The sequence below is a fragment of the Halopiger thermotolerans genome (assembly GCF_054654555.1).
This window is the reverse complement of sequence record NZ_BAAIEU010000004.1, coordinates 956,905-983,062: the sequence shown is the minus strand read 5'-3', so window position 1 is coordinate 983,062 and position 26,158 is coordinate 956,905. Positions and strand designations below refer to the sequence as shown.

Below are 26,158 nucleotides of genomic sequence, written 5' to 3'. Positions count from 1 at the left end.
GCTTCGCGCCTGAGGTCGCGATCGTCCTCGGGCTCGGGGCCGGCCAACGCCTTACTGATCGCGACCGCGCCCTCGAGCGGCACGCAGCGCGGTCAGCGCCGCGATCGCGGCGACGGCAGCGCCGATCTCGAAGCCGGGCATCGAACTCGAGCCGCCAGCGCCGCTCATATCCTCGCGCGCCTCCGCGACCGTTACCGCCTCGAGCGACGAGACTTCGGCGGTGAACCGGTACTCGGTCGCCGTTTCGTCCGCGATCGTCGTCTCGACCTGCGTCCACCCGCCGCTCTCGGCGTCGGCCTCGTAGAGCGCGACGTCTTCCGGCTCGAGGCCGCGCTCCTCGAGGGCGGCAGCGTCGACGCTGACGGTGACGGTCGCCGAGACGTCCTCGGCGGGTTCGCCGTCCATCGTCAGGTGCGACAGCGAGTCGACCCCCTCGGGCGACGCGAGCAGGTCGTCGGGGCGGTCGTTCGCGAACGTCACGGACTCGGTGTCGGAGAGGCCGGTGACGTCGACGCGTTCGAAGGTGACGTTCTCGTTCGTTCCGCGGGTCGGCTGCAGGGAGACGCGGTCGTCGGCCGACGCGCCGTCGATCGTCGCGGCGATGCCGCCGTCGGTGCGCTCGTACGTGACGGAGGGATCGTCGCAGGTGCCGGTTCGGATCGTCACCGGCTCCTCGAGCGAGAGCGACGACCGCTCGGGGTCGTCGGCGTCGCCGGAGAGGACCTCCCAGTCCTCGACCGTTCCGTTTCCGTAGAAGTCGGGATCGTGGAGGCTCTCGTTCTCGTAGTACGGCGAGTCCTCGTTGAACGCCGGCTGCACCGTCAGGGCGAACTCGCCGTTGAGGCCGCCGCGGATCGCGCCCCCGTCGGTGCGGGCCTCGCTCCAGATCCAATCGGCGCCGATCCAGCCGTCGCCGCGGTGCCACCGGGCCATGTTCGACTCGCCGTCGTAGAGGTCGTCCTGGACGACCCACTGGGTCTCGTCGGGTACGCCGACGATGTCGAAGGAGGCGACCCCACCGCCGCTCGTCCCGTCCTCGAGGTGGCCGTGGACGGCGACGAGACTCAGGCCGTCGGTCCCGCGGTGGAGAAAGAGGATGCTCGTGTTCTCCTCCTGCAGGTGCGTGGTCCCGTAGGAGCTGTACATCCGGTCGACGCCCTCGGGATGGGTCTCGTGGTTCCGGTAGTCGTAGAACGCCTCGACCGTGCCGTTGGTCGAGAGCGGCTGGATCTGGCGACACATATCGCCCTGTTCGACGACGTAGGAGTCAGCGGCCTGCACCTGTGCCTGCGCGTTCGCCGCCGGTCCCTGCTGGGGAGTCGCGGCCGACTGCGCCGCCGCGACGCCGACGCTGCTGCAGAGCACCAGCGCGGTCAACGCGAGGGCGACGACCGAGCGAGTTCGTTCCCTCATAGTTCACCTCGCGCCGTCGACGCCGACGGCTGCGTGGCCTCCGTCGGCTCGTCCTCGAGGCCGGGTTCGGTCTCGGCCTCCGACGGTTCGACGCCCGCCGTCGCGGTCGTGTCGACGCCAGTCGCCGCCGTCTGCCCCCGCTCGAGCGCGTCGCAGAACGCACCGGGCGAGCCGACCCAGCCGTCCAGCTCCAGTGCGCGCTCGACGAGCCAGCGGTAGAGGTCCCGATGGCCGGGGAACTCCCGCTCGTTGAAAAAGCGCGGGTGCCAGAGGACCGTCATCGTCGCGCCGTGGTTCGCGGCCTCGAGCAGCAGTCGCTCGCAGGTCCGGCGCGCGGCGTCGGGGTTCGCCGCGGGATCCGGTAGCGCCTGGTCCATGATCGTCAGCGGGAAGACGAGGAACTCGTCGTCGAAGGGGCGCAGGGGATGGTACCCCTCGTGGAAGCCACACTCCGTCGTCGAGCCGAGGCTCGCGTCGTACCGCAGCCCCATCTCGCGGTGGTACTCCCACGTCTCCGGCACCGTCAGCCGCAGGTGGTGCTGGCGGCCGCCGGCGATCGGACCGCCCAGAACCCGCTCGAGCGTCGCCTTCTCCTCGCGCAGCCGCTCTGGATCGTCCGCGGAGTGGTACGAGCCATGCATGCCGACCTCCCAGCCGCCGTCGTCTAAGGCGCGGATGGCGTCGACGATCTCCTCGGACGTGACGTCGTACCGGCCCAGGTGCTGGATCCAGTTGGCCGGCGAGAGCCACTCCCGGGCGGGGCGATCCGCGAGGAGATGCTGCTCGTTCAGGAAATAGAAGGCCGAACGCACGCCCAGCTCGGCCTCGAGGCGCATGATCTCCTCGAACTGCCAGTAGGGGTTCGACCCGGAGAGGGCGGTTCGGAGGTGGTAGCCTGGTCGTTCCTGGGTCGCGTAGTACAGCGATCGGATCCCCTTGTACGGCCGGTCGACGTCGTGGGTCAGGCAGAGGGCGAACTCGGCGTCGTCGGGCAACTCCCGAACGCGAGTGCTACGCCGGACCGGGTCCTCGGCTGCGTCGGTCCCGTCTCGGCTCCCGGCGGCCGTCGATCGGGACTGCCGTTCGGGTCGGGTCGGGTCGGTCATCCGTCTATCATCCGGGTGGCCCCGGTCGCTCCGTCGGTCGCGTCGTCGGCGGTACCGTCGCTCGAGGGCGATCGCTGCGGTTCTGCTCGCCTTCGTCTCCACCTGCGTCTCGACCGTCCGCGACGAGGGCGGGATCGCAGCGGCAGCGGCGTCCGCCGGTCGCGGCTCGAGGGACGATGTCGCCGGATCGTATCGCTCATTCCACTGTCACTCTCACCGGCACCGATACGATAGTAAATGACGACATTACGGATTTATTTGAAGTCCGTAACGGCGACCGATCGCGACGGGTGGAAATCGAGCGCGGAACGTGACCGCAAACCGGTGACCGGTCGATCGGCTAGTCCCGATTGCCGGGACCGGCCTTCGAGCGATCGCTTCGTCCGCTGCGTCCGAGGACGAGGCGTTTCACACCCACGAGACACTCTCGAAGGACCGGCGCACCGTCGGCCAGCCAGACGAGCGCCGCGCCGATCGCGAGCGCGATCTGGACTGACCGGTACGTCGAGAGGTCACCGGCCAGCAACTCGCTTCGATACCGATCGAAGAACTGGAGGAACTGGTCGAGAAGGCCCTGTCCCTGATTCCGGGTCGGAACCCGCGCGACGGGCCAGAGGACGATTTCGGGGTAGAGGACGCCGCCGCGGAGGTAGCCGTCGAGCACGTCCGAGGGAAGGTGCAGGAGGTAGCCGATCGCGAACGCGACGCCGGCCCGCGTCCGGCCGACTGTGCGAGCGAGGAGGCCGGCGGCGATCCCGAGCGGCACCGCAAAGAAGATGGAATGGCCGAGCGCATACCCCGTCTCGAACACCTCGAGTTCCCAGGCCAGCGGTTTGTCGACGACGTCGGGTAGCACCGACGCGATCACTGCCGCTAGCGCTTCGGGACCGTCCGGCGATTCCCGATAGTAGAGCCGACTCACGAGCGAATAGACGAGATAGCCGACGATCGCGTGTTCCCATGGCCACATCAGCGGACGACAACCGACCGATCCGGTTAGTTATGGACGCGATACCCGCCGCCCGATCGCGATCGGCCGCGAGAACCGGGACCGATCGCGATCGCTGCGGATCGCGACCGGCCGTCCGTAACGGCCACGTACCGGGCGACGACGGGCCCGCCCGGTCATCGCGCCGGCCGCGAGACGCGACGTGTTTTCTGGGTCAGAAAAATCGGACTGCTTTTCATATCAGTACCGGAACGATTCAGCTACCAGTGAGTGAGGAGACCGACCTGTCGACGGTGCTCGCAGTCCTCGACGACGAGTACGCGCGGGAGATCCTCACCCATACGAGCGTCGAACCCATGTCTGCCAGTACTTTGAGCGAACGGTGTGACGCGTCCCTGCCGACGATCTATCGTCGGCTGGACCGCCTCGAGGAGTGCCGCCTCGTCACCGAAGAGACGGAGCTCGCACCCGACGGAAATCACTACAGCGTTTACAGCGCGAACCTCGATCGCCTGGAACTCTCGCTGGAAGACGGGACGTTCGACCTCGAGGTATCGTACCGCGACGAGGACGTCGCGGACAAGTTCACCCAGATGTGGGAGGGGATGCGATGAGCGCCCCCGTCCGCATCGACGAGGCCACGCTGTTCGAACTCCTTACCGTCGCGAGTCTCTTTCTCGTCGCGATCTTCGGGACGCTCATCGCCTACCAGGCCTACCGGGGATACCGGCGCAACGACGCGCCCTCGATGCTCTATCTCGCTGGCGGACTCCTCCTGCTGACGCTCTGTCCGTTCCTCGTGAACGTCACGATCACGACCGTCACCGACATGGAGCAGATCGTGACTGCTTTCCTCGAGAACGTGAGCCGCCTCTGCGGGCTGCTCGCGATCATGTACTCGCTGTACGGCCAGCATTGAGCGCGGGCGAGAGAACGTAAACGAACCGGGCGAACCGGACGAACTGGACAAACCGGACGTGTTCGCACACGTTTGTGCGAGCGAGCACGACCGTGAGGGCCGAAGCCAACGTGAACGAAGGGCGGAAGACCGCTTCGAGGGTGGCAGGGGGATCGAACGAACCGACGCGGATCGGGGGAGCGTCGGTGGAGGGGGAGGTGAGTGTCGTTCGATCCGTGATCGGGCAGTGGGGATCGATGGGACGTGATCGCGGCAGGGGCGGACCTATCACGTCCCCGGTCTCTCCTTTCGCCGCCTCCGTATTAGTGGTGCGAGCGCGTTTTCCGACCGAGAAAACGCCCCGGCGCCGGACGGTTTCGGCGCCGCGTTCTTGGTACTGGACTTCCTGCAGCCGATATGCGGTATCTGATCGGCACCGACTCCGTACACACGACCGCGGCGATCTGTGACTACCTGGACGAGCGGGCGACGAGCGACGACGCGGTGACGGTCGTCGCCGCCGTCGACGACGACACGGCCCGACAGGACGCCCGCGAGGCGCTGAACGTCGCCCCGGTCCGCCTCGCGACCGTCGGCGACGTCGAAACGGATGTCCGGGACGGCGATCCCGCCTCGGTCCTCCGGGACGTCGCCGACGAGATCGACGCCGACGAACTCGTCATCGGCGCCCGCAGCGGCGATCCGGACGCGACGGCGGCCCTTGGCTCGACCGCACAGACCGTCCTCGAGTCGGCCACGCGGCCGGTCGTCGTCGTTCCGGTGCCGGAGTTGTAACCCCCGCTGCCGGCCGCGTCACTGCGCGTCGGGGAACGGATCCTCGAGGTCGACGCCGTCGTACTCGTCGCGGACGGCTTCGACGTGGCGTTCGAGGTCGGGGTTCGAGGCGGCGACGTCGCCGGTGCCCGGAACCGACGGTCCCGGTTCCGTGAACCCCTCGACGCCGGTGACGATCGGCCCGTAGGCGAACGTCTGATCGGAGAATGCCTCGGACGCGGCGACCGTCCGCTCGCCGTCGACGCCGCCGATCGGCTCCGTTATCGTCCCGACGTACCCCGACTCGTCCCACCAGAACAGCGAGAGCAGCGTCTCCTCGAGGTCGCCGACGATCCGCACCGTCTCGCGGTCGAGGAACTCGATCGCGATCGGTTCGTCGCCGGAGTGCTCGCCGCCGTCGGTCCGTATCCGGGACCGCGTCGGTCGCTCGCTCTCCCGCGATCGGTCCGTCCTTCGCTGTCGTCGATCCGCACCGTCCGCGGATTCTGTCGTGAAACGGCGCCCCGCGAAACCGAGGCCGCCGCGCTCGAGTCGCGATCGGATTGCGCGATCTACCGCCGCCGAACGCCGGTTCCAGCCGAACGTAGCCATCGTTCCCGTGTTTCCCGACCCCCCGTATCAATCATTTTTCAGCGATCGACGACCGTCAGCGACGCCGATACGTCTTCCGCCTTCGCTCGAGGCGAACGTCGCCGAGTGACCGGCAGTTAAGACCCGACGGGCCGAACGCTCCGTCGAATGTCAGGCACCCACCGCCGATTCAACGCCGAGACGCGGGTGCTCCATCAGCGGGCGGTTCGCACGCCGCTGCCCGACCTCGAGGCCGAGCGGACGTTCCACGATCACATGATGGCCGTGGCCGACGCGCGCGAGCGGCGCGCGGACCTGCTCGCCGATCCGGACGTGTCGTTGCTCGACGCCCACGAGACCGAGTTCGAGCGCCTGGTCGACACGTTCGAGCGCCGCTGTCGCCAGATTGCGGGCGAGGACTACGAGGAGGTCGCGACGGCGTACTGCCGCGGCGAGCGCGACGATCGGATCGGACGACTCACCGCGTACTACGTCGAGGGGCTCTGGCGAATCCAGCAGCGAACGACCGTCTCGGAGCTGCTCTTCTTCCCGCTCATCCTGCGCTACCCCGATAGCTTCACGGTGAACGTTCGCTTCGCCGGCGGCTACACGACTCCCGAGTCGGTCCGCTACGAATCGCCCCACCACCTCACGGAAGACCTGTGCGACGAACACGCCGAAGCGTTCTACGCAGACAGTCAGTACTCGCAGCGACGGGCGGCCGAGTACATCAGAGAAACGGCCCAGCGCATTCGGGAGGCGTTTCCCGACCCGGACGAGACCTCGTTCGAGGAGCGCAAGTACGGCGGCATCGTCGGGGCGGGGGGCCGCCGCGGCACGACGTTCACGTCGATGCTCGAGCGCGTCGAGCCGGATCGAGACCGATTCTCCGACGCGGTTACCGAGCCGACGCTCGTCGAAGCGGGCTCGGAAGCGCGACGAACGGAGCGGGAGTACCTCGCTGACGACGACGTCGTGATTTAGGGACGTCCGGCGGACGTTGTGAAACCGATCAGAAAGCGTGTGAATCGGACAGAGCCCTGATACAGCGCATACTCGCTCACTCGGTGGGACAATCTTATGAGTTCGCTCCCAGTAGGGAAACTAATGAGTAAGCCTGGCGGCCAGCCTGACGTTCTCAGTCTCGATAGCGGGCTCGAGGCGCTTCGCCAGAGCGAGGAGTTTCGCGGCCCGGTCGAGCCGCTGAGCGACCACGACCACTCCAACGATCACTTCGCGCTCGTCTACGAAACCAAAGCGGAGCTGTTCTCCTCTGCGATTCCGTTCATGCGTCAGGGGCTCGAGCGCAACGAGAAGTGCCTGTACGTTATCGACGAGAGCACGAGAGCCGAGCTAGAGGAGGCGATGCGGGAGGCGGGGATCGAGGTCGACGACGCACTCGATTCCGGTCGGCTGGAGTTCAAAACCGTTCAGGAGACGTATCTCAAAGGCGGCTCCTTCGACGCCGACGAAATGATGGCGTTGTACGCCGACACCATCGCGGAGGCCACGCGGGAGTTCGAGGCGTTCCGACTGGTCGCTGAAACGTCCTGGATCGTCGAGGACGATCTGACGATCGAGGAGTTCATGGCATACGAAAGCCGGGTGAACGACATTTTCGAGGGCGAGGACGCCATCGCCCTCTGCGTCTACAATCGCGAGAAGTTCCCGTCGGAGGGGATCTGCGACGTCGTCCGGGTCCATCCCCACCTCATTCACGACAACACCGTCTGTCACAACTTCTACTACACGCCGCCGGAGGAGTTCTGCGGACCCGATCGCCCGGATCACGAGGCCGACCGGATGTTGGGGACGCTGAAGGATCGCACCGAAGCGAAGACCGAACTGTCGGATCACAAGCGCTTCCTCCAGGAACTAAACGAGATCACGGGGAGCCCGGACCTCTCCTTCGAGGAGAAACTCGACGCAGTGTTCGACCTCGGGTGCGAGTGGTTCGATCTCGAACTGGGTTCCCTCAACCGGGTCGATCCCGAGAACGACCGGTTGCGCGTCGAATACATCAGCGGCGAGCACGAGTATTACAAACCCGGAACCGAGGTTCCCCTGTCGCAGACGTACTGTAGCGCCGCCACGGCCATCAAAGAGGCCGCCAGCATCGCCGACCCCGTCGAAGCGGGCTACGACGACCTCACCGTCTACGAGGAATTCGGCGTCGAGACGTACCTGGGGACCTACATCCCGGTCGAGGACGGCGTAGACAGAACGTTCGCCTTTATCGGCTCCGAACCGCAGGGAGAGCCGTTCTCCGACGACGATCGCGCGTATCTCGAACTGATGGGGCAGTGGGTGAAGTACGAACTCGACCAGCAGCAGTACCAGCAGGACCTCGAGGCGACGGTCACGAAACTCCAGCAGTCGAACGACCGGCTGAAACAGTTCGCGTACGCGGCCTCCCACGACCTGCAGGAGCCGCTTCGAATGGTCTCGAGCTACCTGCAACTCCTCGAGAACCGATACAAGGACGACCTCGACGAGCAGGCACAGGAGTACATCGACTTCGCCGTCGACGGCGCCGACCGCATGCGGGCGATGGTCAGCGACCTGCTTTCCTTTTCGCGGGTCGAACAGGCGGACGAGGAGTTCGAACCCGTCGAGTGCGACGTCGTCCTCGGACAGGTCATCGACGATATTCAGGTCCAGATCGAGGAGAACGACGCCGAGATCGCCGTCGGCTCGCTCCCGGCGGTCGTGGCGGACCGCGAACAACTCGAGCAACTGTTCGCCAACCTCGTTTCCAACGGCATCAAGTACAACGATAGCGACCCGCCGCGAGTGGAAATCGAGGCCGAGGAGCGATCCGACTGCTGGGAGTTTACGGTCGCCGATAACGGGATCGGCATCGATCCGGCGAAAACGGACCGCATCTTCGAGGTGTTCAAGCGACTCCACCACGACGACGAGTACCGGGGAACCGGTATCGGACTCTCGCTGTGCCAGGAGATCGTCGAAAACCACGACGGGGAGATCTGGGTCGAGTCGCAGCCCGAAAACGGGTCGACGTTCCACATCACGCTCCCGAAAACGGCGACGGACTGATGGAGGCGCACGTCCCGGCGGCGGACCTCGAGATCCTGCTGGTCGAGGACAATCACGGCGACATCCACCTGATCGAGCAGGCGTTCGCCGATCGAAATCTTCCGGGGGAACTCCATTCCGTACAGACCGGCAAAGAGGCGCTCGACTGGCTCTATCGGCGCGATGCATTCGCCGATGCGCCCCGGCCCGAACTCGTGATCCTGGATCTGAACCTCCCGGCGATCAGCGGGCAAACCGTCCTAGAGGAGATCAAATCCGATCCGGAACTGAAGCGAATTCCGGTGATCGTTTTGACGGGGTCGGAGTCCGAAGACGACCTCATCAGGGCCTACGACGCGTGCGCGAACGCGTGTCTGCACAAGCCCGTCGATCCGCTCGAGTTCGCGGACCGGCTTCAGTCGGTCGTCGAGTTCTGGCACTCCATCGCGGCACTGCCTTCCGTTTCCGACGGCGATGACGAGTCTTCCGAGTCTCCCCCCTCATAGCTCGGTTTGTCTAAGCACGGACCGATTCGTCACCGAATTCGCTACGCAGGAGGCGACGTTTGGTCGAATTGTCGTTCTCGCTGCTCGAGCAAGAACGGCAACGCAGCTACTAGAGGTGAATCTGAGATAATTTGACGACGATATACAGATAGCGGACTCTCCGTCGCGCGCTACCGATTCTCGCGCTGCTCCACCTTGTTCAGGTCTCTAACTCACGTAACACGATTTCGGTATTTACCGGTTCTTGGATACCCTCGAAGAACGTCATCGTGTGTCGATTTGCCATATATGTCGTTTCAGAACAGACCGACGATGAACCCGATTCCCATGACGATGAGAACGGCGGCGGAGAACGCTGGGAGGTACGGCGTGTACTGTTCGACTCTCTCCTCAGAGTGCTGGTAGCCCGCAATCAACAGCATCGTCAGCCCGACGATACCTACGATGACTGTGAGAGCGTACGCGCTCATCAACTCAAGGCAGTAGTTCGACCCGGCGCAGAACGCGATAATTTCGAATTCCTCCTCGTGTGCGAACCCAAGGACGAACGCGAACCACGCGATACCGAGGAGGCTACGGTCGGCAGCCTCGTTGACGTCATCGTGCGAGTGAGAGTGTCCTCCGACGAACGGGATGAACGCTTTCAGACGGATGAACAGTCCACTGCCGTGGTTTTCGTGGTCGTGTGGATGTCCGTGGTCGTGATGGCCGCTCCCGTGGCTGTGGTCGCCGTTGTCATCGTTCTGAGTTCCGTGAGAATGGCCATGGAAGTACTCACGGACACCGAGCACGATCAGCAAGGCACCAGCCACGAGACTCACCGGTCCGCCGATTTGGATGCTACCGAGTAGCCTCATCGGCTCGTTGACCTGTGTGAGGTTGAAATAGTCTTTCGCGTAGAAGAACACACCCACCATCGCAAGACTGCTGACGAGGTGGCCGACACCGATGATGAAACTCGCCGCGAACCCGTACGCCCACTTGTTGGCTTTATCGAGAGCATATGAGGCAGCGATTGGCCAGCCGTGGCCCGGTTCGATACCGTGAATGGCACCGAGTACGACCGCACCGACGAGCGGACCAAGCAGTTCGTTGGGAAACATCGCCTCACTGGGTACTGGAAATGGCTGACTTTAGAGGTTGTTAATACCGAATCGGGCGATTCGTCATAACTAGCCTCTTGTATCTGCACGGTTCAGTACTGGTAATGAGAACGAGTTTCAACATCCCTGACGATGTAGTCGAGGAATTCGACAGAGTATGGCAGGAACAGGAGATCGAAAACCGGTCGCGGGCGGTCAGAGAAGCGATGTTGGAATATATCGAGTCACATTCTCGTCTCGAAGAGACAGCCGGTGAGATCGTCGCACTCATTGCGTTCGATTATCGCCACCACGAGGTGATTCGAGAACTTCACGGCGTCCAGCACGAGTATCAGGACGTCATCCTCAACACGAGTCACACCCACCAGGGCGAGTGGTGCCTCGAGTCGCTCTTCTGTCGAGGGGCCGCCGAGCGGATCCGCGAACTCACGTATCGACTCCGCGATTTCGACGGCGTTCGCAGGGTGAAGGTGATGGTGATTCGGGATCGTGTCGAATAAGCCGCCTTCTTCGCCGAAGCGGTTCGTTCCTGCACTTGTTGTCACTCTCTGATCGAGCGATGATTGAAAGAGCAGCTAGCGGAAGAGGATTTGACTAACTCGGCGACGGTAGAAGCTCTGAAACACCCGAATTATCTTACCGGGACTCGCGTTGCTCCACTTTGTTCAACTCGATCAGCAGTCGGAAGATCGCCTTCACCAGATTCGCGTCGACGTCGAACTGCTCGGCGTTCTCGCCCGCTCGCTCCATGACCTGCTGTTCCTGCTTCTCGTCGGTCGTCGGCAGGCCCTGCTCCTCCTTGACCTGCGCGATCGTATCCGCGACGTAGGTGCGCTGGGCGATCAGCTCGACGATCTCGCGGTCGATCGTCTGGATCTCCTCGCGTAGTTCGTCGAGGCTCATCTCGTCGGGCGTTCGCGTCTCCGATTCCTCGTCGGCTCCGTTTCCGCTCCCGTCGGTCGCTGACTCTCGAGTCATTGTACTTGTGTTCCGTCCGTTCGCGTCTTCAGTAACCGTGTCGTTCCGTCGCGCTCGGTCCACCGCTCGCGTACCGCCTCGAGCGTCGCCTCGTCGCCGACGGCGACGTAGCTCGGGCCGGTCCCCGACAACGAGACGCCGGTCACGTCAGGTAAGGCGTCGATCATCGGGCCCGTCGAGAACTCGAGAGCGCCGCAGAAGGCGAAGCCGTTGACGGTCATCGCCTCGCCGTAGCGGCCCTCGAGCGCGAGTTCCTCGACCAGTTTCGCCATCGGGGCGACGCGCTCGCAGGCCGAGACGTCGGTGTCGGCGCTGTAGGCCCGCTCTGGGGGCGTGTAGACCAGCGCCGACCACTCGATTTCCTCGCGGGCGAGCAGTTCGTCGCCGCGGTTGTCGGTGACGGTGACGCCGCCGAGCATGCTGGCGCTGGCGTCGTCGAACGCGCCCGTGACCGTCACGCCGGCGTCGCGGGCCGCCCGGACGCCGAGTCGGCAGGCCTCGACGCGCTCGACCGCGTCGGCGATCTCGAGCGCGTCGAGCGTCGCGAGCACCGTCGCGTTGGCCGCGGCGCTGGAACTTTTCAGCCCGGAGGCCATCGGCACCTCGCTCTCGGTGCGGACGCGGGCGCCAACCTCGTCGGAGTCCAGGCCCGCCTGTTCGGCGTACTCGTCGACCGCGAACGCGGCGCAGCGCTCGACGAGCGTCGTGTCGGCGTCGGGCTGGCCGTCGACCTCGCCGACGAAGGTCCCGTCGTCGGTGAGTTCAACGGTCGCTGTCGTCTCGAGGTCGATCGCGAACGCGGAGCCGACCCCGGTCGCGAGCGCGTTGAGAACCGTCCCGGCTGCGGGGGCAACGGCGCGGCCGTCCATACGGGTACACTCTCAAAGCGCGTATTTACGGCTGACGGTCTCGGCGGGGGTTGTCAATCCGCAAAGCTAATCGCCGAGTTCCGCGGACCGCCGGACCCGCTCGAGACGCACCGCCTCGAGCGCCGCCGGTGCGGTGCGGATTCGCGCTCACATCGACGGGCGACACCGGCTCCGGTCCAGCGGAACGTGCCGCTTTTCCGAACTCCGGCCGAACGTGCATCTAATGAGCGCGCGCAGCAACGTCGCACCCAGCACGATCGGCGTCGACTTCGTCGAGGGCGGCATCGTCGTCGAGTACCTCGACGGCCGGGACGTGTTCTACCACGGCCCGCCGAAGCCCGTCGAGGAGTCCATCACGACGCCGCCGGGCAAGGACGTCCACGTCCTCGTCACCGACCCCGACGGCGTCGAGGGCGTGATGACCTACGTCAACGACCGCGACACCCACGACGACATCCTCGAGTCGACGGGCGTCGGCCGGGTGATGCTCGAGGCCGACGACGAGGAGGTGCTGTTTCCGGGCGTGACCGTCACGACCGAAGCGTACTCGATCCGCGTCGAGGCGGACCTCGAGGTCGTCGACGGCCGCGTGTTCGTCTTCGCGGAGGACGAGTTGAGCGAGCACGCGTACGAACTGGTCGCGGAAGGCGAGGCCGACCGCGAGGACGAGAGCGCGAGCGAAAACGCTGGCGGTGACGCCGACGAACGAGCGAGCAAGTAACCGTGCCGCTCAGCAAACCCTGGAGCGACCTCGACCGGGAGACCGTCCGAAGCGCCCCCGACAAACCTGGCGTCTACGAGCTCGGCGACGGCTCAGGAGCCGTGCTCTCGGTCGATCACGGCATCCTGCGCGACGAGCTCAAGACCGCGTTGGCTTACGGCGACGCTGCCCGCGTCCGCTGGACGGAAACGCACACCCGCGAGCAGGCTCGAGAACTTGCGGCCGACCACCGCGAGCGCCTCGAGTAGCTCGCTGCGGCCGCGCGTTACTGAATGTAGGACGGGTCGGAGCCGTCGCAGTGTTTCTCGTGTTCGGTTGCGTCCGACTTCTCGTCGAAGAGCAACCCGCAGGTTTCGCACTCGTACCAGGTTGCGTCGTCGCGCTCGGTCTGGACGACCATACCGTACGGTGCGACGGGGACGCCCAAATGCGTTTCTCCGGTTCGGACGGACCGGGAACGCGCGCGTCGCCGTGGACCGCCGACTGACGTTCCCGACCGGACCGCCACCCGCCGGAACCCGCGCGGGGAAATTCTCAAGACATCGCGCCCGAAAGCAAGGGGTATGAGCGGGTCGGATTCGGACGGCGTTTCGCTGTCGGTACGAGCGGCCGAAAAGCGCGACTCCGGCCGCGGCGTCGCGCGGATCCCCGAACTGGCACGGCGACAGCTGGGCGTGTTGAGCGGCGACACCGTCGTCATCGAGGGCGAGCAGTCGACGGTCGCGAAGATGTGGCCGGCGGATCCGTCGGTGGCGGAAAACGTCATCCAGATCGACGCGGACACCCGCGCGAACGCCGGGGTCCACGTCGGCGACGCGGTGACGGTCCGGCCGGCGGACAAGTCCTCGATCCGCGAGGCCGAGCGCGTAACGCTGACGCCGCCGCCGTCGCTCTCGAAGGACGAGCGGCAGGTCGCCGAGCGCGAGGCGACCAAGAAACTCCGCAATCGGCCGGTCCGGACCGGCGAGCAGATCCGCGTCGAGGGCGTCGGCGCGGAGCCGTTCAAGGTCGTCGACACGACCCCCGAGGGCGACGTGCGGATCACGAGCGCGACGACGATCCGGATTCACGCCCCCGACGCGAGCGGCGGCTCGACGACCGGTACAGCAGCCGGGAGTACGTCCGGGACCGGAGCCGGCGACACTGGGGGTACCGACGGCTCGAGCGGTTCCGGTACCGCTGCGGGTGCGACAACGTCCGAATCCGCGCCCGCGTCTCAGCCGAACACCGGCGTCACCTACGAGGACATCGGCGGTCTCGACGACGAACTCGAGCTCGTCCGGGAGATGATCGAGCTGCCGCTCTCGGAGCCCGACCTGTTCCGCCGGCTGGGCGTCGAGCCGCCCTCCGGCGTCCTGTTGTACGGCCCGCCCGGCACGGGGAAGACGCTGATCGCTCGCGCGGTCGCCAACGAGGTCGACGCCAACTTCGAGACGATCTCCGGGCCGGAGATCATGTCGAAGTACAAAGGCGAGAGCGAGGAGCGACTCCGCGAGGTGTTCGAAGCCGCGTCCGCGAACGCGCCGACGATCATCTTCTTCGACGAAATCGACTCCATCGCCGGCCAGCGCGACGACGACGGCGACGCCGAGAACCGGATCGTCGGCCAACTGCTGACGCTGATGGACGGGCTCGACGCCCGCGAGGAGGTCATCGTCATCGGCGCGACGAACCGCGTCGACGCGATCGACCCCGCGCTCCGGCGCGGCGGACGCTTCGACCGCGAGATCCAGATCGGCGTCCCCGACGCGGAGGGCCGCAAGGAGATCCTCGAGGTCCACACCCGCGGGATGCCGCTGGCCGACGACGTCAACGTCGACGCGATCGCCCGACGGACCCACGGGTTCGTCGGCGCGGACCTCGACTCGGTCACGAGCGAGGCCGCGATGGCGGCCATTCGGGATCGGCCGACCGACTCCGAGGACCGCGAGGAGTGGAACCGAAACCCGACGGTCCACAAGCGCCACTTCGACGAGGCGCTGGCGTCGGTCGAGCCCTCCGCGATGCGCGAGTACGTCGCCGAATCCCCGAACACGGATTTCTCGGACGTCGGCGGCCTCGAGGCGGCGAAGAACACGCTCCGCGAATCGGTCGAGTGGCCTCTAACCTACGACCGCCTATTCGAGGAGACGAACACGGAACCGCCCTCCGGCGTCCTGCTCCACGGCCCGCCGGGGACCGGCAAAACCTTGCTCGCGCGGGCGCTGGCCGGCGAGACGGACGTCAACTTCGTCCGCGTCGACGGACCGGAGATCATCGACCGCTACGTCGGCGAGAGCGAGAAGGCCATCCGCGAGGTGTTCGAGCGCGCCCGTCAGTCCGCGCCCTCTATCGTCTTCTTCGACGAGATCGACGCGATCACCTCGGCCCGCGGCGAGGGTCACGAGGTCACCGAACGGGTCGTCTCCCAGTTGCTGACGGAACTGGACGGCATGCGCGAGAACCCGAACCTCGTGGTGCTGGCGGCGACGAACCGCAAGGACCACATCGACCCCGCTTTGCTCCGTCCCGGCCGACTCGACACGCACGTCTACGTCGGCGAACCCGACCGGGAGGCCCGCGAGAAGATCCTCGCGGTCCACGCCCGCGGGAAACCGCTCGCGGACGACGTCGACATTTCCGATCTCGCCGCGGAACTCGAGGGCTACACCGGCGCCGACCTCGAGGCGCTCGTGCGCGACGCCTCAATGCGGGCGATCCGCGAGGTCGCGGCCGAGTACGAACCCGAAGAGGCCAACGAAAAGGCCGACGAGGTCCTGATCGAACGCCGCCACCTCGAGGCGGCGCGCGAGGACGCGGACGTCTAGTCCGGTATCGTCCTCCGATCGAAGCGAAATCGCCTTTTTGAGTCCGGCACGCTGACGATCGCCGACGGATGCCATCTAGTCGGCGCCGTCGCGTCGACGGCTGCGACCGGCGAGACTCGAGCCGGAAGGGTTAAGCTGGACTCGAGGACGAACCGGACTCGCCGTCGCCGTCGGTATCGATCTCCTCGCCCGCGCCCTCGGGCGTCTCGGTCGCCGCGTCGAACTCGAGGCCGCCGCCCGCGAAGCCGTCGCCCTCGAGGACGACCGTCTCGCCGGCGGTCGTCGAGTCGCCGGGTTCGACGGCGATGTCGGACCGATCGACCGACGGCGGAAAGAGCACGTCGACGCGGCTGCCGAACGCGATGTGGCCGATGCGCTGGCCCCGCTCGACGTCCTCGTCGGCCTCGACGTAGGGGTGGATCCGGCGGGCGAACGCGCCCGCGATGAGCGTGACTTCGGCGTCGCTGTCGGGCGTATCGGGGTAGTCGTCCGGGTCGGGTGCGGGGACCGTCTCGCCGTCGCTCGAGTCGTCACGAGCCGGCAGGTTCGGCGACTCGGTCTCCATGCGGACGTGGACCCGCTCGTTCCGGTCGGATTCCTTGGAGAAGGCGGGGCGGTTCGCGCCGGAGACGTGTTCGACGTCCGCGACGCGGCCGGCGAAGGGCGCGCGGACGACGTGGACGTGCCAGACGTTCATGAAGATGCCGAGCCGGACGCGGTCGCCCTCCTCGCGGAGGACCGAGACGCGCCCGTCGGCCGGCGCGACGACGCCCGTCGGCGGCGGCGAGCGGTCGGGATCGCGGAAAAAGGCGAGGACACCGGCGCCGGCCGCGAGCGAGAGGAGTCCCGCCGTGGCGCTGATCAGGAGCGCGAACGGTGCGGCGAGCAGCGGCGGAATGGCGTACTTCCAGGCGCCCGGAGCGAACTTCATACAGGATCCACAACGGCAAGGCGTATGGCCGTTACGGAGCGCAGGGGGTCGGCGGCTCAGTCGTGCGCTTCGATCGCTAGCCGGATCCGATTCGCGAAGACGTTCATCTCCCCCGTCGCGTGGTCGCTCTTGCTGACGAACGCCGAGACGCCCGCCTCGAGCGCCTCGTCGACCAGCGGCTCGAGCGAGTTTCCGGTAAAGAGCACGAACGGCAGATCGGGGATCGACGCCTCCTCACCCAGCGAGGCCGCGAGCTCGAGGCCGTTCTCGTCGAGCAGTTCGTAACTGGCGATGACGCAGTCGAACGAGGAGTCGGCGAGGAGGGAACGGGCGTCCGGCGCCGTCGCGACAGTCTCGACGTCGAAGCCGTGCTCCGACCGCAGCGTTCGGCTGACGTGTTCCGTCAGAAAGTCGCTGTCGTCGACGAAGAGGACGCGATACGGTGACATAGACAGACAACTCGGACGAATTACTATAAACCGTTTGGCACCCGCCACAAGCGTTATTACTGCCGGTTCCGCGGCCCGTCGACCGGGATCGTGAACGCGAACGTCGACCCCTCGCCGGGCTCGGAGTCGACCCAGATGCGACCGCCGTGGCGCTCGACGATGCGCCGACAGAGCGCGAGCCCGATCCCGGTTCCGGGGTACTCGTCGCGGCTGTGGAGCCGCTGGAACACCTGAAAGACGCGGTCGGCCTCGTCGGGGTCGATGCCGATCCCCTCGTCTTCCACCGTGATCTCCCACGTTCGTCGGTTCCGCTCGACGCCGACGTGCACCCGCGGCGGCTCGTCGCCGCTGTACTCGAGGGCGTTGCTGAGCAGGTTCTGGAACAGCTGGCGCAACTGGCTGGCGTCGCCCTCGACGGTCGGGAGCGACTCCGCGGTGATCTCCGCGTCGGTGTCCTCGATCTTCACCTGCAGGTCCGTAAGCACGTCCTCGAGCACCTCGTCGAGGTCGACGGGTTCGAAGGGATCGCCCTGCGAGTCGATCCGCGAGTACTCCAGCAGGCCGTCGATCATCTCGCGCATGCGCTCGGCGCCGTCGACCGCGAACTCGATGAACTCCTCGCCGTCCTCGTCTAACTCGTCGACGTACCGGTCCTCGATGAGCTGGAGGTAGCTCGAGACCATCCGCAGGGGCTCCTGGAGGTCGTGGGAGGCCGCGTAGGCGAACTGCTCCAGGCGTTCGTTGGACTCCTCGAGGTCGGCGACCGTCTCGTTGAGCCGCCGCTCGTACTGCTGGCGCTCGATCCCGGTCGCGAGGATCGTCGCGGCGCTCTCCAGAAAGTCAATGTCGTGGTCGGCGAACTCCCGCTGCCGATCGTCGTAGACGGCCAGAACGCCCCACGGGTCGTCCGCGGGACCGATCGTGACGCCCGCGCCGCTCCGGATGCCGTGGTCGTCGAGCACCGACGACCACTCCGCCCTGTCGTCGGCCTCGAACGATTCGACCACGACCGGCTCGCTGGTCGTGAGCGTTCGTTCGGCCAACAGTCCCGGTTCCGACGACGACACCGCGTCTGTCGTCTCGTTGTCGAGCAACTCGTCGTCGCAGCCGACGCTCGCCCGGGCGGCGAGACCAGGGGGCTCGCCGGCGACGCGCGACGGTTCGGTCTCCAGGACGAGACAGCACTCGACGTCGAGCGCCGTTTCGATCAGGCGGGCCGCCTTCTCGAGCAGGTCGTCGACGTCCGGATTCTCCAGCGCGTAGCGGCCGAGGTAGTTGACCGACTCGAGCTGGACGACCTTCTCGGTGAGCGCCCGTTCGGCCTCCTTCCGGGGCGAAATGTCGCGGAACAGGCCGACGAAGTAGCGGTCGCCGTCGTAGGTGAAGTCGTTGAGCGAGACCGCAAGGGGCACCTCGTGGCCCGCCTTGTGCTGGCCGGGCAGTTCGACGTAGGTCCAGTTCAGGTGTCGCTCGCCGGTCTCGAGGTAGCGCTGCAGCGCGTCGAGGTGGGTCTGGCGCAGCCGCGGCGGGATGATATTGACCTTGCTCGAGCCGACCAGTTCGTCGGGCGTGTAGCCGAGGATGCGCTCGACCGCCGGATTGGCGTACTGGATATCGCTGTTCGTGTCGAGGACGATGATTCCGTCGGGCAGCGCCTCGGCCAGCGCCTGGAACGTCTTGCCGTAGGTGAGGTCAGGCTCCGAGACGGTCGCCGTCGCGCTCGGTCGGCGGTCGACGATGCCGCCCAGCTCCCGCTCGCCGTCGGAACTCGGGAAGACTTCGAGGTGGAGGTCGCAGGAGATGACCGACTCGCTTTTCGTCCGCAGCGAGACGGGAATCGAGACCGGGTCCGCGTCGCTCTCGAGGGGTGGTGCCGCGTCGGTCTCGCCGTCCGATTCGCCCGCGGCGTCCGTCGCGACGAGGGCCTCGAGACTGCCGTCGTCGGCGGTAACGAGGTCCGTGAGCGACGCGCCGCGGAGCTCGGACCGACTGTAGCCGGTCAGCGACGTGAACGCGTCGTTGACGTCGGTAATTGTGCCGGTCTTCGTCGCGCGGAACCCGGCGATGTCGGCCGCCGCGAGGAGCGCGCCGATCCGACTCGAGTTCGAACCCGCAGTGTCGCTCTCGTGGTCCGCGTCACTCGTCGGAGGCGTCGAAGGCGGCCCGGATTCCATCGCTGGAGTTTCGACATATGTGAGGATAAGGGCTGCGGTGAGTCGCCGTATTTGTTCGGTTCATTTTATAGGATTGAACTGTTTCGACTGCCGTTTATCCCGTCTCGGAGAACCTCGAGCGGGGCGGTTCCGAACCGACTCGAGCGCGACCGTCGCCGGTCAGTCCCAGAACGACTGCGTCCGCGCGTACTCGCGCTCCTTCGAGAGGATGTCCCGGTAGAACTCGTCCTCGTTCTCGCGGAGCTTGTTGATGATCTGAGCGGCGTTGTGCGGCCCGACGCCGCGGGCGGCCATCGCGATGACCGCCTGCTTGCCGTGGCTCTGGACAAGGCTCGCAGCTCGATAGGCCCGCTCGGTCATCTCCTCCTGTTCCTCGTCTTTCTCCTCGGCGCGAACTGCCTGCACGACCTCCTCGGCCCACGGGTTCAGCGACGCGATCCGGGTCGACCCGCACTCGGGGCACTCGGGCTGCTCCGATACCCGCTTCACTTTCGTCTTGACCTTCCACTCCTTGCAGTGAGTACACAGCAGGATGACCCGGTCGTTCCGCAGGCGCTCCCTGACCGTCTCGATGACGCTCGCGTCGGCGTTCTCCGGCGCGAGCAGTTCTTTCCCCGAGGAGGACCGGCCGCCCTGGCCGACCGGCGTCCGTCCGCGGTGGGTGACCAGCTCGAGCTCGCCCGACTGGATCCCCGCGAGCACCGAACTCGCCCGCTCGATGTCCAAGTCCTCGTGGAACACCTCGCGGACCGCCTCCTCGTACATCGGCGTGTCCTCGAGCGCCGCGAGTAGGCGTTCGTTGGAGATCCGGCCCGACCCCTGACCCTGCCAGCGCTTGAGCGCGCCGAACTTCGCGGAGACCTGCGCGAGCCGGAAGGCCAGCGCGTCCGAATTTTTGAGGCCGAGTTCGACGATCGTCTCGACGTGGTCGGGGTCGGTGTCCTCGAGCACCGCGATCACGTCGCTGGTCGCGATCGAACTCGGGACCTCGAGTTCGATCCGGTAGGGGTCAGTCTCCAGTCCCACCGACGAACCGGCCCGCTGGCCCAAAAGCGCCGAGAGCACGCGACCGAGCGTCTCGTTGGCCATGTGGCCGAAGCAAGCGTTGAGTACGATCGTTCGGCCCTGTCGCTCGAGGACAATTCGGTCGGCCGTCGGCATCGGCGCCTCGGCCTCGACCTGCTTCTCGAGTTGGTCGCAGGCCTCGGTGAGGGTGTACTCGTCGGCAGGATAGCGGCCGGCGAGTTCGCGGCCGACGGCGGCCGCGTCGGCGCCCGTCTCGAGTTGGGGCTGCGCGACGCCCCGAATCTCGCCGACCTCCTGGGCGACCGCGGCGGGGACCGGGATCTCCTGGCCGATCCACGACGGCACCTCGCCGGCGGGGTCCTCGATCGGGCTGACCTTCACCTTCCCGTCCTCGTCGTCGATCTCCGCGATCCGCCACATCTCGCCCCGCTGGACGAACACCTCGCCCGGCTGGGCGAAGTTGACGACGAACCGCTCGTCTAAGGTGCCGATCTGCTGGCCCGACGCGATGTCGTGGACCTCGTAGGTCTCCTCGTCGGGGATCATCGAGAGGTTCGAATAGACGTACTGCCAGGTGCCGCCGGTCGTCTCGAGCCGATCTTCCCCCTCGTCGAACCAGACGATCCGGTTGCGGTGCAGTTCCGAACAGATCTCGCGGAGAGTTTCTTCGGGCAGGTCGCGGAACGGGTACGCGCGCGTGACGGTGTCGTAGGCCTCCCGGAAGCGGGTGTCGCCGCGGCTCTGGACGATCCCCGGGATCTGGTTGGCGACGACGTCGAGGCTGCCCTCGTGGATCGCCGCCGGTTCGACCTCGCCCTCGCGGGCCCGGCGAGCGATCGCCAGCGCCTCGAAGGTGTCGTCGGGACGGGTCGTGACGATGGTGCCGCTCGAGACCTCGTCCTGGCGGTGGCCGGCGCGGCCGATCCGCTGGAGCAGGCGCGTAACCTGCCGCGGGCTCTTGTACTGGATCACGTGGTCGACGCGGCCGACGTCGATCCCGAGTTCCATCGAGGACGTACAGAGCAGCCCGTCGAGTTCGCCGGCTTTGAACCGGTCCTCGACCTCGATCCGGGCCTCCTTCGACAGCGAGCCGTGGTGGACCCCGATCGGGAGATCGAGTTCCTTGAACCGCGAGCCCAGCGCCTCGGCGGTCTGACGCGTGTTGACGAAGATCAGCGTCGACTCGTGGTCGGCGACGATGTCGCGGATTAGCCGGACATGGCTGGCCGTGCTGGCGTCGGTCATCAGCGTTCCCGACAGGTCCTCGTCCTCGTCGGTGATCTCGGGCTGGCGAACCGTCACGTCGACGTTGCTTCCGACGTCGATCTCGCGGATCTCGCAGGGCCGGCCGCCGGTGAGGAACTGGCCGACGTCCTCGGGGTCGCCGACCGTCGCCGAGAGGCCAATCCGCTGCATCTCGCCCGCAAGGTCGTGGAGCCGCTCAAGGCCGATCGCCAACTGCGCACCCCGCTTCGAGGCGGCGAGTTCGTGGACCTCGTCGATCACGACGTGGGAGACGTCCTGCAGCGCTTCCCGTAGCCGTTCGCCGGTGAGCATCGCCTGAACGGTCTCGGGGGTCGTGATCAGCACGTCCGGCGGGTCCTCGGCCTGCTTGCCCCGCTGGTACTGGGTCGTGTCGCCGTGGCGGACGTCGACCTCGAGGCCGAGGTACTCCCCCCACCACTCGAGGCGCTCGCGCATGTCGCGGTTGAGGGCCCGCAGCGGAGTGATGTAGAGCGCGCCGAAGCCCTCGGGCGGCCCGTCGTCGGCAACGAGGTGGTCGAACACGGGCAGCATCGCCGTCTCGGTCTTGCCGCTGCCGGTGGGCGCGATCACGAGCGTGTTCTGGCCCGCGGCGAGCGGCGGGATCGCCAGCCGCTGGGGCGCCGTCGGCGTCGAAAATCCGCGCTCGGAAAGCGCCCCGCGAACCGTCGAGCCGAGGTGCGTAAAGGCCGCGACGTCCCCGTCAGTCATCGATTTCTCGTAGGGGCGAGCGACGCATAAGGACCACGCTCCGGTCGTCGATTCGGGCGGCTCGAGCGGCGACTCGAGGACGCGGTGGCGCGACGACGGCGCGGCGACTACTCCTCGTCCGACGCCTCGCCGCCGCTCGAATCGTCCTCCTCGCCGACGAGTTCGTCGTCGCCGGACATCTCGCCCGGATCGGGGACGTTCTCGTCGGCGCGCTCCGAGATTTCTTCGGGCGAGCGCTCCTCGTCGGTGATGTCGTCGTTCGTACCGGAGTCATCGATGACGTCCGTCGCCTCGGCGTCGGTTTCGGTACCGGACTCGCCCTCGAGACCGGTCACGTCCGCGTCCGACCCGACGTCCTCGTCGGCCGCCGATTTCGCGTCTTTGGTCGGCGGCCCCTCCTCGCTCCGGTCGACGTCCGCCTCCCGTTCGCCGATCGGAATCTCCTCGAACTCGTCGGGGACCTCAATGTACCGCGACGCGGCGTACGCGACGGCGGCGAGCCCCAGCGAGAGCAACAGCAGCTTCCGCACGAGGCCCCGGCCGCCGCTCGAGTCGGCGTCACCCGCCGGTGGGGTCGTTCGGGCGTCCTGCTCGCGCGTTCGCGGTGTCGGTGGAAGGCGCATCGGCGCCCTTACTCCCCCGACTTGGAAGTCTGTTCGGGGTGGCAACGCAAGGGATCGCTCGCTCCGAACCGGCGTCGAAATCGGCTCGTAACTGCGGTAGGGGCCGCGTTCCGACCGAGTACGCGACGCATAGCTACAAGGTGTAACTCGCTACTTCGACGAGATGACAGTTATCGATTCACGACAGTCACTGATTCCGACCGGTCGCCCGACGGAACCGTCCGCGCCCTCGAGACGGGCTCGGTCCGCACCCGCCGACGCGACTCCGGGAACCCCCGGCGGCGGATCGACGGTTGAGGACGGCCGCAGCCGCCCGTCCCTCGCGTCCCTCGCATCGCGATCGCTCGCGACGACCGCGCGAGGTTCCGGCCGGAGGTGAGACGAATGCGGACTCTCCTCCCGCGAGGCGCGGGAGACGGGCGCGCGCGGACCGCGCTCGTTCTCGCCGCCCTCGTCGCGGTCAGTAGCGTCGCGGCGGTCGGCCTCGCCGTCGGCGCGGCGGGTGCAGGTACCTCCGACGCCGGCTCGGCCTCGGGTTCCCTGGCGAACCCGGCCGTCCAGCAGAACGTCTCCGAGACCGAGTTCGTCGCGCCGGTTCCCGAGGAGGGCGATCCGTACTTCGAAGCGAGGGCAGACGACGGTAGCTGGGTGAGTTACGTCAATCCACGCGACGAGTACCGATCCCCGTACCTCGGCGACGGCTCCGGAAAAATCTGCGTCTCGCTGTTCAACGAGGCCGGGCAGGTCGTGGCCGGCGAGAGCGTGCCGAACACGACCGTCACGGTCCCGACCGGCGAGTCGCTGGACTGGCACTCCCACGCGAATCCGATGACCGTCGAGTACCCGCTGACCGACCACTACGAACGCCCGCTCGACGGCGACCAGTTCGGCACCGATCCGGAGTTCATCCAGGGCGACGGCTATCTCGACGCCCACTGCATCGGCATCCACGGGCTCCCCGAGGACGGCCAAGTGCAGTACGGCGAGGCCGAGATCAGCGGCGAGCACGCGGACGACATCGAACTCGTCGGATACGTCCAGCAGGAACACGACGCCTGGGAGACCGACGTCGATCCGATCGAGGACGCCGAGTCCTACGAGGAGGCCGGCGGCGGCTGGAACTTCTACCCCAACCGCTCGCACGGACAGGTCGTCGTCGTGCTCCAACTCGACGGGGACAGGAACGTTAGCCTCGAGAACGCGACTGACGACGGGAACGCGACCGACGCCGGCGACGGGAACGCGACGAACTCGAGCAGCGCCGACGAAAACGCGTCGTCCGAGTCGACGCCGTCCGACGCGAACGAAACCGACGAGAGCGGCGGCGACGAGTCCGCCGACGGCGCGGGCGACAGTCTGCCCGGCTTCGGCGCCGTCGCCGCGATCGCCGCGCTCGGATCCGCCATGATCGCGCGGTACGTCGGTTCGCGGCCGTCCTGAGCCGAGACGACCGGCGCCGGCCCGATCGCCGACGCCGTCGCTCCGGTCCGTTCGTCCGACTCGTCGCGAGGGCGAACTCGAGCGACGCCTGGAACCAATTAGGTTTTGACGGTCGCGGTGAGACTCCCGACAATGGCGCCCGCCGAACCGGACGACGATCCGCGCGTACCCGTCGTGTGTCCCGAGTGCGAAACGACCTCCCGCGTGCCGCTCGCCGACCTCGCCGAGACGATCGACCGACACAACGACCAGCTCCACGACGGCGAGGCGATCGCCGAAGTCGATCCCGACGTCGCGGACCACATCGCCGACCTGATCGCGACGGAACTCGGACTGCTCGACGCCGAGTCCGAGTAACGGTCGCGGCGCCGTGCGCGACGGGCGGAGCGACCGCTACCGTCGCGACCCGCCGGCGATCGTTCCCGCAGTTGCGACGCGATACTTCGACGAAACGGATAATACGACCCAAATTTCTCGATGTCGGACGGATAATTCAGTGGGAAGGCTTATGATCGTATACCCGAGTTCGAACGGGTATGGCACGGAACGAAGCGACCGACGGCGACGCTGACCGAGACGGATCGATCGAGCGGATGGACGGCTGGAACGCGAGCGCGGGACCGAATGCGACCGAAACGCCCCCCGCGACGGTCATCGCGATCGACGGCGCGGACGACGAGGATCCCTACCCGAACGAAGTGACCATCGTCGGCCACGGGACGCCCTCGAGCTTCGAGATCACGGTCGACGGCGCGATCGACGCGGCCGACGCCGCTCGCGAGACGACGGTCGTCTCCGGCACGACCGTCGAAGGAACCGTCGAGACCGGAACCGTCTCGTTCCGCTTCGACGGCGACCTCGTCGACGTGACGTTCGTCGACCGCGAGATCACGGGCCACTCGCCCGCAGCGGCGCCGAACGTCCACGTGGATTACGGCACCGCGGAGTAACGGGTCCCGATCCCGGCCCGGATCCGGCGTCGGCCGCCTCGAGCCCGGAAACGCGTGATTCTTAATGCGGACGCACGTACCCGTCCGTATGGCCGAACCCGCCGAATGGATGGATCCGGTGGACGACGACATCCTCGAACTAATGTGCGAGGACGAGATTTTCGAGCCGAGCCAGATCAGGGACGAGGGGGTCTGTCGGGGGCCGCACGCGTCGTATCGGTGCCGCGAACTCGCGAAGCGCGGCCTCCTGAAGAACCCGATGACCGGCGTCTACGACATCACCGAGCTCGGCGAACGGTACCTCGAGGGCGAGGTCGATCCCGAGGACCTCGAGGCGGACGACGAATAACCGAACGCCTATTCCTCGACGGCGTCGGGCGCGTGATCGGTCAGGAAATCGGTCACCTCGTCGCCGCCGACGAAGCCGTCCGCGATGCGGGCAACCGGCTCGCCGTCCCGAAAGAGGAGCAGCGACGGGACGGACTCGATATCGAACCGGTCGACCAGAGCGAGGTCGTCGCCGGGGTTGAGCATCCCCATCGGAACGCCGGTCGACCGCGCGACGTTGCCGAGTACGGGTTCCATGGCCTGGCACTTCGGACAGCCCTTCGTGTAGAACTCGACGAGCGCCACGTCGTGCCGGTCGACGAACGCCTCGAGCTCGGATCCGTCCGCGAGCCGTACCGGTTTCGTTGCGGCGTCGTTCATACGCGCGGTTGGGTCGCCGGACGGATACGGATATCGGACGGCGAGGGTGGACGGCCATGGCGACGTCCGCACACGGAAATCGCCCGTTCGACCAATACTTATACGCTCTATACGGATTCGAATGCCCACCTT

The 26,158-nt window shown here is 66.7% G+C and carries 28 protein-coding genes; 14 read left to right on the top strand and 14 right to left on the bottom strand.

The genetic code is table 11. The annotated features are described in order from the left end of the window. Positions 1–51: 51 nt before the first annotated feature. The 3 genes from ACYQ26_RS12580 to ACYQ26_RS12570 all read right to left on the bottom strand — a co-directional run bounded on the left by ACYQ26_RS12580 (position 52) and on the right by ACYQ26_RS12570 (position 3,489). Positions 52–1,413: a hypothetical protein gene (locus tag ACYQ26_RS12580; protein WP_459809244.1), complete on the bottom strand. Its 1,362-nt coding sequence runs from the start codon at positions 1,411–1,413 to the stop codon at positions 52–54. Further along, complete coding sequence (locus ACYQ26_RS12575) at positions 1,410–2,519, bottom strand: polysaccharide deacetylase family protein (protein WP_459809243.1); 1,110 nt, start codon at positions 2,517–2,519, stop codon at positions 1,410–1,412. The genes ACYQ26_RS12580 and ACYQ26_RS12575 overlap by 4 nt, the downstream gene beginning before the upstream one ends. A gap of 340 nt (positions 2,520–2,859) precedes the next feature. Further along, positions 2,860–3,489: a metal-dependent hydrolase gene (locus ACYQ26_RS12570; RefSeq protein WP_459809242.1), complete on the bottom strand. Its 630-nt coding sequence runs from the start codon at positions 3,487–3,489 to the stop codon at positions 2,860–2,862. 245 nt (positions 3,490–3,734) lie between these two features. Here ACYQ26_RS12570 and ACYQ26_RS12565 point away from each other — a divergent pair, with 245 nt between their 5' ends. The 3 genes from ACYQ26_RS12565 to ACYQ26_RS12555 all read left to right on the top strand — a co-directional run bounded on the left by ACYQ26_RS12565 (position 3,735) and on the right by ACYQ26_RS12555 (position 5,161). Next, positions 3,735–4,082: an ArsR/SmtB family transcription factor gene (locus ACYQ26_RS12565; protein WP_459809241.1), complete on the top strand. Its 348-nt coding sequence runs from the start codon at positions 3,735–3,737 to the stop codon at positions 4,080–4,082. After that, on the top strand, positions 4,079–4,387 hold the full coding sequence (locus ACYQ26_RS12560) for a DUF7521 family protein (protein WP_459809240.1): 309 nt from the start codon (positions 4,079–4,081) through the stop codon (positions 4,385–4,387). The genes ACYQ26_RS12565 and ACYQ26_RS12560 overlap by 4 nt, the downstream gene beginning before the upstream one ends. 396 nt (positions 4,388–4,783) lie before the next feature. Beyond that, complete coding sequence (locus ACYQ26_RS12555; RefSeq protein WP_459809239.1) at positions 4,784–5,161, top strand: universal stress protein; 378 nt, start codon at positions 4,784–4,786, stop codon at positions 5,159–5,161. 18 nt (positions 5,162–5,179) lie between these two features. On the opposite strand, the gene ACYQ26_RS12550 is transcribed toward ACYQ26_RS12555, so the two are convergent. After that, positions 5,180–5,752, bottom strand: coding sequence for a hypothetical protein (locus ACYQ26_RS12550; protein ID WP_459809238.1), 573 nt, complete (start codon positions 5,750–5,752; stop codon positions 5,180–5,182). Between the two features lie 147 nt (positions 5,753–5,899). Here ACYQ26_RS12550 and ACYQ26_RS12545 point away from each other — a divergent pair, with 147 nt between their 5' ends. The 3 genes from ACYQ26_RS12545 to ACYQ26_RS12535 all read left to right on the top strand — a co-directional run bounded on the left by ACYQ26_RS12545 (position 5,900) and on the right by ACYQ26_RS12535 (position 9,273). Further along, the gene (locus ACYQ26_RS12545) at positions 5,900–6,715 is read left to right on the top strand and encodes a hypothetical protein (protein WP_459809237.1); all 816 of its coding nucleotides are present in this window, start codon (positions 5,900–5,902) and stop codon (positions 6,713–6,715) included. A gap of 123 nt (positions 6,716–6,838) precedes the next feature. Continuing rightward, positions 6,839–8,788, top strand: coding sequence for an MEDS domain-containing protein (locus tag ACYQ26_RS12540; protein ID WP_459809236.1), 1,950 nt, complete (start codon positions 6,839–6,841; stop codon positions 8,786–8,788). Next, positions 8,788–9,273 (top strand): response regulator, encoded by a 486-nt coding sequence (locus ACYQ26_RS12535; RefSeq protein ID WP_459809235.1) that lies wholly within the window; start codon positions 8,788–8,790, stop codon positions 9,271–9,273. Before ACYQ26_RS12540 ends, ACYQ26_RS12535 begins: the two co-directional genes overlap by 1 nt. A gap of 296 nt (positions 9,274–9,569) precedes the next feature. Here the strand turns inward: ACYQ26_RS12535 and ACYQ26_RS12530 are convergent, their stop codons facing one another. Further along, entirely contained in the window at positions 9,570–10,376 is an 807-nt protein-coding gene (locus ACYQ26_RS12530) for a hypothetical protein (RefSeq protein WP_459809234.1), read from the bottom strand. Positions 10,377–10,480: 104 nt separating this feature from the next. On the opposite strand from ACYQ26_RS12530, the gene ACYQ26_RS12525 reads away from it, so the two are divergent. Continuing rightward, a complete protein-coding gene (locus tag ACYQ26_RS12525) occupies positions 10,481–10,876 on the top strand; it encodes a CopG family ribbon-helix-helix protein (RefSeq protein ID WP_459809233.1) in 396 nt (131 codons plus the stop codon). A gap of 136 nt (positions 10,877–11,012) precedes the next feature. Here ACYQ26_RS12525 and ACYQ26_RS12520 read toward each other — a convergent pair whose 3' ends face one another. Together ACYQ26_RS12520 and ACYQ26_RS12515 are read right to left on the bottom strand one after the other, a co-directional pair. After that, the gene (locus ACYQ26_RS12520) at positions 11,013–11,354 is read right to left on the bottom strand and encodes a chorismate mutase (RefSeq protein WP_459809232.1); all 342 of its coding nucleotides are present in this window, start codon (positions 11,352–11,354) and stop codon (positions 11,013–11,015) included. Then, a complete protein-coding gene (locus ACYQ26_RS12515) occupies positions 11,351–12,223 on the bottom strand; it encodes a shikimate kinase (RefSeq protein ID WP_459809231.1) in 873 nt (290 codons plus the stop codon). Before ACYQ26_RS12515 ends, ACYQ26_RS12520 begins: the two co-directional genes overlap by 4 nt. 223 nt (positions 12,224–12,446) lie before the next feature. Here ACYQ26_RS12515 and ACYQ26_RS12510 point away from each other — a divergent pair, with 223 nt between their 5' ends. After that, positions 12,447–12,944, top strand: a complete 498-nt coding sequence (locus ACYQ26_RS12510) for a DUF5796 family protein (protein WP_459809230.1) — start codon at positions 12,447–12,449, stop codon at positions 12,942–12,944. 2 nt (positions 12,945–12,946) lie between these two features. Beyond that, on the top strand, positions 12,947–13,192 hold the full coding sequence (locus ACYQ26_RS12505; protein ID WP_459809229.1) for a DUF7508 domain-containing protein: 246 nt from the start codon (positions 12,947–12,949) through the stop codon (positions 13,190–13,192). A gap of 17 nt (positions 13,193–13,209) precedes the next feature. On the opposite strand, the gene ACYQ26_RS12500 is transcribed toward ACYQ26_RS12505, so the two are convergent. Continuing rightward, complete coding sequence (locus ACYQ26_RS12500; RefSeq protein ID WP_013880488.1) at positions 13,210–13,344, bottom strand: DUF7128 family protein; 135 nt, start codon at positions 13,342–13,344, stop codon at positions 13,210–13,212. Between the two features lie 163 nt (positions 13,345–13,507). Here ACYQ26_RS12500 and ACYQ26_RS12495 point away from each other — a divergent pair, with 163 nt between their 5' ends. After that, positions 13,508–15,751 carry an AAA family ATPase gene (locus ACYQ26_RS12495; RefSeq protein WP_459809228.1) on the top strand — a complete coding sequence of 748 codons (2,244 nt, stop codon included), beginning with the start codon at positions 13,508–13,510 and terminating at the stop codon, positions 15,749–15,751. Between the two features lie 130 nt (positions 15,752–15,881). Here the strand turns inward: ACYQ26_RS12495 and ACYQ26_RS12490 are convergent, their stop codons facing one another. From ACYQ26_RS12490 to ACYQ26_RS12470, 5 genes are all read right to left on the bottom strand, one after another. Then, on the bottom strand, positions 15,882–16,682 hold the full coding sequence (locus ACYQ26_RS12490) for a protein sorting system archaetidylserine decarboxylase (protein ID WP_459809227.1): 801 nt from the start codon (positions 16,680–16,682) through the stop codon (positions 15,882–15,884). Between the two features lie 56 nt (positions 16,683–16,738). Then, positions 16,739–17,131: a response regulator gene (locus tag ACYQ26_RS12485; protein ID WP_459809226.1), complete on the bottom strand. Its 393-nt coding sequence runs from the start codon at positions 17,129–17,131 to the stop codon at positions 16,739–16,741. A 56-nt stretch (positions 17,132–17,187) separates the two neighbouring features. After that, complete coding sequence (locus ACYQ26_RS12480; protein ID WP_459809225.1) at positions 17,188–19,305, bottom strand: PAS domain-containing sensor histidine kinase; 2,118 nt, start codon at positions 19,303–19,305, stop codon at positions 17,188–17,190. Positions 19,306–19,464: 159 nt separating this feature from the next. Next, a complete protein-coding gene (locus ACYQ26_RS12475; RefSeq protein ID WP_459809224.1) occupies positions 19,465–22,305 on the bottom strand; it encodes a DEAD/DEAH box helicase in 2,841 nt (946 codons plus the stop codon). A gap of 107 nt (positions 22,306–22,412) precedes the next feature. Then, positions 22,413–22,928 carry a hypothetical protein gene (locus ACYQ26_RS12470; RefSeq protein ID WP_459809223.1) on the bottom strand — a complete coding sequence of 172 codons (516 nt, stop codon included), beginning with the start codon at positions 22,926–22,928 and terminating at the stop codon, positions 22,413–22,415. Positions 22,929–23,312: 384 nt separating this feature from the next. Here ACYQ26_RS12470 and ACYQ26_RS12465 point away from each other — a divergent pair, with 384 nt between their 5' ends. The 4 genes from ACYQ26_RS12465 to ACYQ26_RS12450 all read left to right on the top strand — a co-directional run bounded on the left by ACYQ26_RS12465 (position 23,313) and on the right by ACYQ26_RS12450 (position 25,667). After that, positions 23,313–24,368 carry a PGF-CTERM sorting domain-containing protein gene (locus ACYQ26_RS12465; protein WP_459809222.1) on the top strand — a complete coding sequence of 352 codons (1,056 nt, stop codon included), beginning with the start codon at positions 23,313–23,315 and terminating at the stop codon, positions 24,366–24,368. Between the two features lie 132 nt (positions 24,369–24,500). Then, positions 24,501–24,725: a DUF8149 family protein gene (locus ACYQ26_RS12460; RefSeq protein ID WP_459809221.1), complete on the top strand. Its 225-nt coding sequence runs from the start codon at positions 24,501–24,503 to the stop codon at positions 24,723–24,725. A 179-nt stretch (positions 24,726–24,904) separates the two neighbouring features. Continuing rightward, entirely contained in the window at positions 24,905–25,318 is a 414-nt protein-coding gene (locus tag ACYQ26_RS12455) for a hypothetical protein (RefSeq protein WP_459809220.1), read from the top strand. Between the two features lie 88 nt (positions 25,319–25,406). After that, positions 25,407–25,667: a hypothetical protein gene (locus ACYQ26_RS12450; RefSeq protein ID WP_459809219.1), complete on the top strand. Its 261-nt coding sequence runs from the start codon at positions 25,407–25,409 to the stop codon at positions 25,665–25,667. Between the two features lie 8 nt (positions 25,668–25,675). Here ACYQ26_RS12450 and ACYQ26_RS12445 read toward each other — a convergent pair whose 3' ends face one another. After that, positions 25,676–26,026 (bottom strand): thioredoxin family protein, encoded by a 351-nt coding sequence (locus tag ACYQ26_RS12445; protein WP_459809218.1) that lies wholly within the window; start codon positions 26,024–26,026, stop codon positions 25,676–25,678. Positions 26,027–26,158: the final 132 nt, after the last annotated feature.